At 56.9% G+C, this 9,592-nt stretch carries 10 protein-coding genes; 6 read left to right on the top strand and 4 right to left on the bottom strand.

Annotated elements, in window-relative coordinates:
* Nucleotides 1-7: 7 nt before the first annotated feature.
* The 4 genes from RW023_RS08185 to RW023_RS08170 form a co-directional block, all read right to left on the bottom strand.
* On the bottom strand, nt 8-397 hold the full coding sequence (locus RW023_RS08185) for a GntR family transcriptional regulator (protein ID WP_315580726.1): 390 nt from the start codon (nt 395-397) through the stop codon (nt 8-10).
* 191 nt (nt 398-588) lie between these two features.
* Complete coding sequence (locus RW023_RS08180; RefSeq protein ID WP_315580725.1) at nt 589-1,485, bottom strand: ABC transporter permease subunit; 897 nt, start codon at nt 1,483-1,485, stop codon at nt 589-591.
* A complete protein-coding gene (locus tag RW023_RS08175) occupies nt 1,485-3,071 on the bottom strand; it encodes an ABC transporter permease subunit (protein ID WP_315580724.1) in 1,587 nt (528 codons plus the stop codon). Before RW023_RS08175 ends, RW023_RS08180 begins: the two co-directional genes overlap by 1 nt.
* Nucleotides 3,072-3,180: 109 nt before the next feature.
* Nucleotides 3,181-4,404 (bottom strand): maltose ABC transporter substrate-binding protein, encoded by a 1,224-nt coding sequence (locus RW023_RS08170; RefSeq protein WP_315580723.1) that lies wholly within the window; start codon nt 4,402-4,404, stop codon nt 3,181-3,183.
* Nucleotides 4,405-4,573: 169 nt separating this feature from the next.
* Here RW023_RS08170 and RW023_RS08165 point away from each other — a divergent pair, with 169 nt between their 5' ends.
* From RW023_RS08165 to RW023_RS08140, 6 genes are all read left to right on the top strand, one after another.
* Nucleotides 4,574-5,590: a LacI family DNA-binding transcriptional regulator gene (locus RW023_RS08165; protein WP_315580722.1), complete on the top strand. Its 1,017-nt coding sequence runs from the start codon at nt 4,574-4,576 to the stop codon at nt 5,588-5,590.
* A 33-nt stretch (nt 5,591-5,623) separates the two neighbouring features.
* Nucleotides 5,624-6,607, top strand: coding sequence for a metal ABC transporter substrate-binding protein (locus RW023_RS08160; RefSeq protein ID WP_315580721.1), 984 nt, complete (start codon nt 5,624-5,626; stop codon nt 6,605-6,607).
* 91 nt (nt 6,608-6,698) lie between these two features.
* Complete coding sequence (locus RW023_RS08155) at nt 6,699-7,466, top strand: metal ABC transporter ATP-binding protein (protein WP_315580720.1); 768 nt, start codon at nt 6,699-6,701, stop codon at nt 7,464-7,466.
* The gene (locus tag RW023_RS08150) at nt 7,463-8,395 is read left to right on the top strand and encodes a metal ABC transporter permease (protein ID WP_315580719.1); all 933 of its coding nucleotides are present in this window, start codon (nt 7,463-7,465) and stop codon (nt 8,393-8,395) included. The genes RW023_RS08155 and RW023_RS08150 overlap by 4 nt, the downstream gene beginning before the upstream one ends.
* Nucleotides 8,396-8,439: 44 nt before the next feature.
* Nucleotides 8,440-8,835, top strand: a complete 396-nt coding sequence (locus RW023_RS08145) for a Fur family transcriptional regulator (protein WP_315580718.1) — start codon at nt 8,440-8,442, stop codon at nt 8,833-8,835.
* Nucleotides 8,832-9,359: a VTT domain-containing protein gene (locus RW023_RS08140; RefSeq protein ID WP_315580717.1), complete on the top strand. Its 528-nt coding sequence runs from the start codon at nt 8,832-8,834 to the stop codon at nt 9,357-9,359. Before RW023_RS08145 ends, RW023_RS08140 begins: the two co-directional genes overlap by 4 nt.
* The last annotated feature ends 233 nt before the right edge of the window (nt 9,360-9,592 follow it).

Raw genomic sequence — 9,592 nt, 5'->3', positions numbered from 1 at the left:
AGGGTAATCATGAGCGTTCCTTGTCGGTTGTGTCGGCACCGTAGGCGCGGACGTGATCGATGATGGCGTCGATGTCGAGGCCCAGGGCCAGGCCGGCTTCGACGGCGGGATTCAGGGTCTCCTCCACGTAGGTGGCGCGTCCGTCGGCCACGAGCGCACCACGGGCGCCTTCGGCGACGAACATGCCGATGCCGCGTCGCTTTTCGACGAGGCCCTGGTCGACGAGGATCGCGAAGGCCTTGCCGACGGTGGCCGGGTTGATGCGGTAGGTCGCGGAGTACTCCGTGGTGGAGGTGAGCTGATCCCCGGCGCGCAGGGTGCCGCGCAGGATCTGCGCGCGGATGTCGTCGGCGATCTGCACGTAGATGGGAATCCCCGAGACGAATGTTGGCGCCATGGGTAACCTCCCCGGTTCAGTGGTTCATTACATGACTAATGAACCACTGAACCCACCCTTCTGTCAAGTCCCCAATCAAATCTCTTGCGAGCCATCGCCCACTCCCCCGCTTTCGCACACAAAAGAACCCCGGCCTCGTCGTTCCTACGGGAGGGGACGAGGCCGGGGCTAGATCAGCAAGAAGCGGGCGTTTAGCCCTTCACCGCACCGGAGGTCAAACCGGAAACGATGTACTTCTGCAGGTACTGGAAGAGCAAGATCACCGGAATCGCCGCGATAATAGCGCCCGCAGCGAAGACACCCCACGGCGCATTCGTTTCACTCGATCCCCAGTTGTACATACCAACCGCCAGCGTGTACTGATCGGGGGTCTGCATAACAACCGTGGCAATCACGAAGTCTCCGAAGCTCGAGATGAAGCTCAGCAGACCAACAACTGCCAATACCGGCAGAACCAGCGGCATGATGATGGTCCAGAATGTCTGGGCATGCGAAGCACCATCGATCTCCGCGGCTTCATCAAGTTCGCGAGGAACGGAGTTGAAGAAGCCGTACAGGAGGAAGGTGTTCGAGCCAAGTGCACCGCCCAAGTAGACGCAGATCAGGCCAAGCTTCGAGTTCAAGCCTAAAACCGGGAAGATATCCTTAATTCCCAGCAAGAGCAGGAAGAGAGCCACAAAAGCCAGCATCTGCGGGAACATCTGCACCAGAAGCAGGAAGGTCAGGGTTCCACGACGGCCTCGGAAACGGAAGCGGCTGAAGGCGTAGGCAGCGGCCGCACCCATGAGGACAGTTCCGATGGCAGTCACCGTCGAGACGATCAAAGAATTGAGAATCCACTTCCAGTACATGCTGTACCGGTCACTCCCCAATGCCTTGAAGTGATCAAGGGTTAGTCCATCAGATAAGCTGATACCGTAGGTCAGTGTCGCGTTCGAAATGAACGACACCGAGAGCACGTAGAGCAGCGGGATAAGGCAGTAAATAATCACTGCAATACCCACGACATGCCTCCAGCCGACTTCCTTCCACCAACGTGAGCCGCGGAGCGTTGTCAACTGTGTCTTTTCTTTGCTTTGTGTGCTCATCACAGTTCCTCCAATGCCTTCGTTTGGCGGAACCCAAGCCAGGCAATCACGCCAACCACCACGAAGATGAAGATCGACATCGCCGAGGCCAAACCATAGTTGTGCTGGTCACCCTCAAAGGCGATCTTGTAGACCATCGAGATCAAGATGTCAGTCTGTCCAAGCGAGTGCTGCACACCTTCAAAGTTAGGCCCACCCCCCGTAAGCATGTAAATCAACGAGAAGTTGTTGAAGTTAAATGCGAAAGAGGCAATGAGCAGCGGGGTCGTGGACTGTAAAACCAGTGGCAACTTAATTGACCACACGGTGCGCAGGCCGGAAGCACCATCCATCTTCGCAGCTTCTTCAACGTCTCCTGGAAGAGACTGAAGCGCACCCAGGCACACCAGGAACATATAGGGGAAGCCGAGCCAGAGATTCACACCGAGGATCGCGACCTTTGCCCAGAGTCCATTGGTCAGCCAAGGGATGTCCGCCCCACCGAGCAAGACCTTGTTAATGAAGCCAAATTCCTGGTTGAGCATGCCCTTCCACACCAGGGTTGCCAAGAAGGCTGGGAAGGCATAGGGAAGGATCATGAGCGACTGGTAGATCTTGCGTCCACGGATCCTCTGATCGGAGAAGATCAACGCAAGGATCAGTCCGAAGGCGAAAGTCGTCAGGACGGATCCGATCGCGAAGACGAAGGACCAAACAAGCGCATTCAGGAAAGGCTTGATAATTCCGGAACCCGAAAACATCTGTGAATAGTTGGAAGCGCCAACGAAGACACGCCAACCTGGGGACAGCTGCTTGCCCTCACTGTTTTCAAAGACACCCTTCTGGTTATTCGCCGTGTAAACGACGCCCGTCTCAGTGTTCGTCAGAGTATCGGCGGCTTCGTCATAGGTGAAGGTGGACTTGGCGAGGTAGCCGGAGGTTCCGTCCGTCGTGACATAGTAGCCATCGTCGGGGTTTGAGCTCACAGGAACCGTCAGATTAGAAACTTCCGCCTGTCGGCTTGCAAGAGCAGCTAGGTCAAGGACTTCATAGCCCGAAACCTCGGTAATACCCATTGCAGTGACCGTACCCTGGACGCTCTGGAGGGGCTTGGTTGCCGTTCCAATCTTCAGTTCACCGGTCGCGGGGTCTGCGACGACGAGGCCGAGTTCACTTCCGTCTTCAACGACCGCAGTCTGGACGGTGGGAGATCCTTCAACACGCTGACGGCTCGAGGCCAAAAGAACTTCGATTGCATCCGTCTTCGTGGAGTTGTGACCATCTCCGTAGTTGGTCAAAGAAACATACCCGGTGTAGCCCATGACGAAGAGCTGATAGATCAAGAGGAAGATCATTCCGGGAAGAAGATATTTAGCAGGGAGCGCTCTCTTCGAGAAATACACCCAGTTAATGACGATGAGCAGGAACACCATCACACCGATGATGATCCAAGAATCGACGGCCCATGCCGCCATGATTCCGTAGATGCCCAGCGCATTAATGAGCATCATGATGACGAGTTTCACAATAAAACCGGGCCGCATGACATCACGCGCATGCGAGGTTCGGTTCTTCTGAACGGCACTCGAGGAAGAAGCTGCAGGCATTGTGGTCCTTCGTTACCTATAACAGCGATTAGGGGACCGTGAGCACAGAATACTCAGGTATGGGTTTTGCGGGCACCCGGTTGGGCGCCCGCAAAACCGTGAGACCTCACTACTTGTTGATGGAAGCCTGAATGTTGTTGACCATGGTCTCCCACGAGGAGACGGGATCGGCACCATTCACGATGGCAACCTGAGTCTTGCCCCAGTAATCCCACACGGAACCCATTGCGGGGATTGCCGGCATGGGCAGACCGGAGCCTGCAACGGAAGCAAACTGCTTGAGGTTTTCGTCGGTGAGCGAGTCAGCAACTTCGGTCATTGCGGGAACGCGTCCACCCAGCTCCTGCAGCTTGGACTGTGCTTCCTTGGTCTCCAGGTACTGGAAGAACTTGTTGACCAGAACCTGGTTCTGGGTCTTGGAGCTCTGGTAGAACATCTGAACGCCAACGAAGGGCCTGGCTTCCTTGCCACCTGCGGAAGGAATCGGGAGGACGGAGACGTCGAGTCCAGCTTCCTTAGCAGCGGTGACATTCCACGGGCCGGTCACCATGTAGGCTGCGTTGCCCTGGAGGAACGCAGTCTTGGCGACGTCAGAGGTGATGTTCGGGTTGAGGGTCTTTGCTTCTCCCTGTTCCTTCAGCCACTGGGCGAACTCGGTTGCACCGGTTCCACCCAGGGTCAGCTCGGAGGTGTAGGAGCCGTCAGCGGACTGCTTGAAGACCTCGTTACCGAAGGAGGTCTGGAAAGCGTAGAGGTGGTAGGGGTCACCGTCGGTGCTCATCTGAACAACGAAGGGGTATTCCGAACCGGCTTTCTTACCCGAAGCAATCATCTCATCGAAGGTCTTCGGGGTGTCAGTGGTGAGCTTGTTGTTACGAACCAGCGCAACAGACTCAACGGCGTAGGGAACGCCGTAGGTCTTGCCGTCGTAGGTCACGCCCTGAATTGCTGCCTCAGAGAACTTTGACTTTGCTTCACCTAAGTCAACGGGGGAAACAACGCCGTTCTGCACTAGCTGGCCGAGCTTGTCGTGGGCCATAACGATGATGTCAGGGCCGTTTCCGGTCGGAACCTGGCTGATGAACTCCTGGTCCATGTTGGTCTCAGACTTCTGAACAACCTGGACATCCACCTTGGTGGCTGCAGTGAAGTCCTTGGCCAGCTCCTGGATCTGCGAGTAACGGGTGTCGTCGGCCCACACCGTCAGCGAACCGACGGAAGAAGCACTCGCACTTGCCGACTGGCTGCTCGAAGAACTCGAGCTTCCATTCGAGCACGCTGCAAGCGTTGCTGTAACTGCCAAAACTCCGCATACTGCTATGCCTCGTCGCATGTCAACTCCTGATCAATTGAGTATTGCTCGTACACAGTCGTACTTCGCACTTAAGAACACTCTAATCGCAGAAAATCATTTTCAGCAAGCGTTTTCAGGATTGTTAGAAAAATGATATCTTTGAGACAGGTCCCGTCTACCACGCACGCCACTTCCGAAAGGCACTTCGATGTCGAAGAACCGCACCCGCATGGCCGACATTGCCTCACATGCCGGTGTTTCCATCGCTACCGTTTCGCGCGTATTTAACGGCGTCGGACAGGTTTCGGACGACACTCGATACCGAGTTCTCACAGCAATCGACGAACTTGGCTACGAACGTCCCAGTATGCCGGCTGACGACAATCGCCTCATCATCGGAGTGATCGTCCCAGAACTGACAAATCCCATTTTTGCCACTTTTGCCCATATCCTTCATTCCGAGGTCGATAGGGCAGGCGGTCAAGCTTTTATCGCTTCACAAACTCCCGGCACCACCAGCGAAGAGGAGCATACCCAAGCTTTTCTTGCACGAGGTGTTGCAGGACTCATCTTCGTCTCCGGCCGCCACGCAGACCTGCAAGCAGACCTGAGTCGCTACTCAAACCTCTCCCAAATCCATCTTCCCTTCGTCACCATTAATGGCGCACGTAAGGAAGTCCAAGCACCCGATTTCTCAACTGAAGACGCTCTTGGAATCCGCGCCTCCATCCAACACCTCAAAGAACTGGGGCACCGCAAGATTGCGATGCTCGGCGGGCGCCATCACGTCGTCCCAGCGCGACGCAAGGCCGAGGCTTTCCGCCAAGTGATGACTCAAGAGTTCGGGATCACCACTCCCACGATCATCGAGACCTTCTACACCTACGAAGCTGCAGCCTCGGCTGCTCATGCACTGATCGATGCTGGGATCACCGCCATCATCGCTGGCTCAGACCTCCAAGCAATGGGAGCAATTAGAACAATCCAATCTCGAGGTCTCAGTGTTCCCGGAGACATCTCGGTGATCGGCTTTGACGACTCTTTCCTCATGCCCCACCTCTCTCCCGCTCTCACAACGGTTCGACAACCCGTGCAGGCAATTTCACATTCGGCCGTATCGTCACTATTTGATGCAATTCATTCACAAAAACCGCAGCAACATCAGGATTTCGCGTTCACTCCCGACCTTGTTGTACGCAGCTCTACAGGACGCGCTCGCCTTTGACAATCGTTATCAACACACTTGATAATGATTATCATGAGTTTTTCGCGTTCACACACCGTATTTGCCATTACAGCCGCTGCAGCGCTTGCCTTAAGCGCATGTTCCTCTTCGGCCTCATCATCGTCAAGCGCCTCCAGCTCCCAAGCTTCTGCTTCCCCTATGAAGGTTATGGCCAGCTTCTACCCACTCCAGTACCTCACCCAGAAGATCGGCGGCGATCTGGTTGACGTCGAATCCCTCACCCCTCCGGGAGCAGAGCCTCACGACCTCGAATTGTCGAACCAAAAGGTCCAGCAACTTTCCCAAGCCGGAGCAGTCGTCTATCTCAAGGGCTTCCAATCAGCTGTCGACAAGGCTGTTGAACTGAACGCCCCCAAGACCGTCATCGACGTCTCGACCAGCGTTGACCTGGTTGACGCCGAGAAGCACGAAAGCGAATTGGATGTCGCTGACGACGGCGAAGAAACCGAAGAAGCTCACGAACATGAGCATGAGCACGGCTCAACCGACCCGCACTTCTGGCTCGATCCCACGCGCATGGCCAGCGCAGCGACCCAGATCGGGGACGCTCTTGCCCAAGCCGATCCGGCCAACGCAGAGACCTACAAGAAGAACGCTGCATCCACGAAGTCTCAGATGGAAGCACTGAGCAAGAAGCTCGTTGACGGCACTGCAAAGTGCCAGCACAAGGAATTCGTCACTTCTCACGAGGCCTTCGGATACCTTGCGGATCGCACTGGTCTCACCCAGCTGGGCCTGTCCGGCCTCGATCCTGATTCAACGCCCTCCCCCGCACGACTCAAGCAGATTTCGGACGCGGTCAAGGCCAGGGGAATTACGACGATCTTCACCGAAGAGCTCCTCAGCCCCAAGGTTGCTGAAACCCTGGCCAAGGACCTGGGAATCACCACCGCAGTTCTCGATCCGATCGAATCTCAGGCCGATGATTCGAAGGACTACGAAGCAGTCATGAATGAGAACCTTGAAGCACTGCAAAAGGCTCTCAGCTGCGAGTAAGCACTTCACCACAAGTCAACTGATATCTCCGCGTTGGGGCGGCATGATTCCACAGTGAACCATGCCGCCCCAACGACTACACTCGACACTAATGGGAACGACATTCAATATCTCTACTGACCCGGTGATTGCTCTGGACCATGTCCACGTCGCTTGGGACCACGACCTCATTCTTCACGGCGTTACCGCTTCAATCCCTCAACGGCAATGCGTGGCTGTGACCGGACCGAATGGCGCTGGAAAATCCACGCTCATGAAAGCAATCCTTGGAACTGCACCAATCTCCTCGGGCGATATCACGCTCTTCGGAAATTCGGTCCGCAAACGTTCCTCGATCCCATGGCAACGTATTGGCTACGTTCCCCAGCGCGCCTCCTCCGGCGGCGCAATTTCCTCGTCATGCATTGAAGTTGTTCTCTCCGGACTCCTGGGAACTCGCAAGTGGTGGCACTCTCGCGGTGACCGAGCGAAGGCACTGGAAGCACTGCGCGCCGTCGGCCTCGCGCATCGCGCAAAGGACCCGCTCCACATTCTTTCCGGCGGGCAACAGCAGCGCGTACTCATTGCACGCGCACTAGTCCGCAAGCCCGAGCTCCTGATCATGGACGAACCCATGGCCGGAATCGACGCATCCTCACGCGCTAGGCTGGCTGAAATCTGCCAGGCGGCAAAGGACGAGGGCGTAACAATCCTGCTGGTTCTGCACGAGTTGGGTGAACTTGCCCCAGTCCTCGACCGTGAACTCCACATCCGATCCGGACACTTCACCTACGACGGCCCTGCTCGAAGCGATTTGCGGGATCCTCACTCTGACCACTGCACTGCGGTAGGCCGCCGCGAAATGGAGGGGAGCCGATGATCTTCGACATGCTCGCATCCCCCTTGATGCAACGATCCCTTCTTGCTGCGCTCTTGGTGGGTTTATGCGCGCCGATCGTCGGGACCTACCTAGTGCACCGTCGCCTCGCGATGCTCGGTGACGGGATCGGCCACATCTCCTTGACGGGTGTGGCACTGGGATGGCTCGCCGGGACCGCTGCAAATGTCACACCGCATGATCAATGGGCAATCCCCGGAGCCCTGGTTGTGTCCTTACTCGGCGCGATTACCATCGAGCTTGTCCGCCAGTCCGGGCGCACTTCCTCAGACGTCGCCCTTGCCATGCTCTTTTACGGAGGCATCGCCGGAGGCGTACTGCTGATCGGCTTAGCAAATGGAACATCCTCCCAGCTCAACGCCTATCTTTTCGGCTCAATTTCAACCGTTTCAAGCAGTGATGTCTGGTCAATTTGCCTGCTCGCACTGGTCATTGTCGTGATCGGTATCGGGCTGCTTCCAGCGCTCTACTCGGTGACAAATGACGAGGAATTCGCTCGCTCGACCGGGCTTCCCGTGCGTGCACTTACCATGCTGATCGCGATTTTGTCTGCTCTGACGGTTGTCGTTGCCATGCGAATTGTCGGTTCGCTTCTAGTTTCAGCCCTCATGGTTGTCCCTGTAGCCATCGCACAGCTTGGGGCTCATTCCTTCCGACGCACCATGGCTTACGCAATGGTCTTGGGAGCCCTCCTCTGTCTGGGAGGCCTAACCCTGACCTACTACATTGACCTCTCCCCCGGTGCAACGATTGTTGTGGCCGCGATTGCTCTCTATGCTGTTGGATACGGAATCCGAGGGCTGCGTGATCACTTCCGGCGTAAGCAGAGGATGCGCGCACTATCCGCCCCCGCCGATCATCCCGAGGCCTCGCGCACGGACCACGCACACGCCACCACCGCCCGCGGGTAGGGAAAAGAACACTCACCACAGGCCTCGTCAATGAAAGGATCGCCATGCAGCGAATGACCAAGCAACGCCAGGCGGTTTTCGACAACCTCAGCGAGCACCGCGACTTCCGTAGCGCGCAGAAGGTCTTCGAGGACCTGACCTCGCGCGGGCACAAAATCGGTCTGGCAACCGTGTATCGCAACCTCCAGGCACTGGCCGAAGATCACCAAGTCGATGTTCTGCGCTCCACTGAGGGCGAGGCGCTCTACCGAAAGTGCGACACTCAAACTCACCACCACCACCTGGTCTGCCGTAACTGCGGGCGCGCTGAAGACCTGGGGGTAGGCGAGCTTGAAAAATGGATCTCTGCGGTGGCCGCCTCGCACGGATACACTCAGATTGAGCACTCAATTGAGCTCTTTGGCCTGTGCGCCGACTGCACGCGAAAGGCAAATAATTGACACCCTCGTGGGCATCATCGGGGCTGCCGCTCTTCATTTTCCTGTTTTTCGTTGTTTTTTGGCGTGCGCAGCTGACCTACTGGCTGGGTCGAGGCGCAGCGAAGGGCGCACTGGCCTCTGCGGAGAAGAATGGCCTGCGAGGAAAGATCGCCGCTTGGTTTAACGGCCCTGTCCCGAAGTACGGCGCTCGACTGCTCGAGCAGTGGGGAATCGTCATCATTCCCCTCTGCTTCCTCACTGTTGGCGTTCAGACTGCCGTCAATGCCGGTGCCGGTGTCGTCCGCATGTCATGGAAAAAATACACACTTGCCATGATTCCAGGCTGCATTGCGTGGTCGGTCATGTACGGCCTGGGAATGCTTGCCGTCTGGATGACGGTCGTGCGCGCGGCAGCCGGTTCGGTGTGGGGTTGGCTTGGCCTTATCGCGGTGGCTGCGGTTGTCGCGACGGTCGTTCTGTTCAAGCGACGCCGCCGCGGACGCGGGGAGCAACGCGCCGAATTGACACAGGAAGTCGCGGAATAGCACACGACTTCCGTGCCTTCCTCCGCCCCCTCCCCTAAAAGACACACGTAGTCGCGGAATCGCACACGACATCCGTGCCTTCCTCCGTCTCCTCCTCCAAAAGACACAGGAAGTCGCAAAAAGACACAGGGCATAACCTGCGACATTCACCGACTTCATGTGGAGCTAGCGTGGAGGGGGCAGGAACGAGGCGCTACAAAGCGCCACCTCGGCTATTCGCCAGCCCCGCCAGC

The sequence above is a fragment of the uncultured Actinomyces sp. genome (assembly GCF_963542285.1).
GTDB lineage: Bacteria > Actinomycetota > Actinomycetes > Actinomycetales > Actinomycetaceae > Pauljensenia.
Note: the sequence above shows the minus strand (reverse complement) of the source record. Positions and strands in the feature narration are given on the sequence as shown.